The 591-nt window shown below is 61.4% G+C and carries 1 protein-coding gene; it reads right to left on the minus strand.

Features of this window, described 5'->3' with window-relative positions; genetic code table 11:
- On the minus strand, positions 1-591 hold a 591-nt coding region (locus tag U862_RS29250), incomplete at both ends, for a DUF6531 domain-containing protein (protein WP_256214781.1).

Consider the following 591-nt stretch of genomic DNA (forward strand, 5'->3'; position numbering starts at 1 on the left):
GGAACGCTCCCACTCCCAGAAGAAGCTCGCACCACCGGTCAATTGCCGCTGCAGGATGACGTGGGCGTCGTCGTAGTCGTAACGCTCGCTGTCACCAACCGAATGGGTCGCTTCCAGCAGACGCTGGCGGGCGTCGTAGCGGTAGCTGATCAGGGTCTGTTCGGTATGCCAGCCAGTCCCGTCAGAGCCAAAGGACTGATAGTCGACAGCGACCAGTTGCGACCGGTCGTAGCGCAATAACAACGACCGCCCCGCGCCATTGTCGAGACGAACAATCCGCTCCTGATGATCGCGAGAAACGGTCAGCCGATTGCCATACGCATCACTGATCGCCCCCAACCGCCCGGCGCGAAAGTGATAAAACCGCGCCGCATCCCCGGCCAGCGCAACAATCAGCTCCTCCGGCTCATCCCCCAGAAAAATCGCCGCCCGCGACAGGCTGTTGTGAATCGCCGGCCGTTCAACACTGGGCAAGGGAAACCGTGTGCTTCGGTTCTCGTGATCAATCCAGACCACCGCATCGCCATCGAACGCCAGCCGATGCGCCAGCGAATGACTCCAGCCAAACCCCAGTCCGACGTCGATCTCGAC

Source organism: Pseudomonas sp. H1h, assembly GCF_000633255.1.
Lineage (GTDB): Bacteria > Pseudomonadota > Gammaproteobacteria > Pseudomonadales > Pseudomonadaceae > Aquipseudomonas.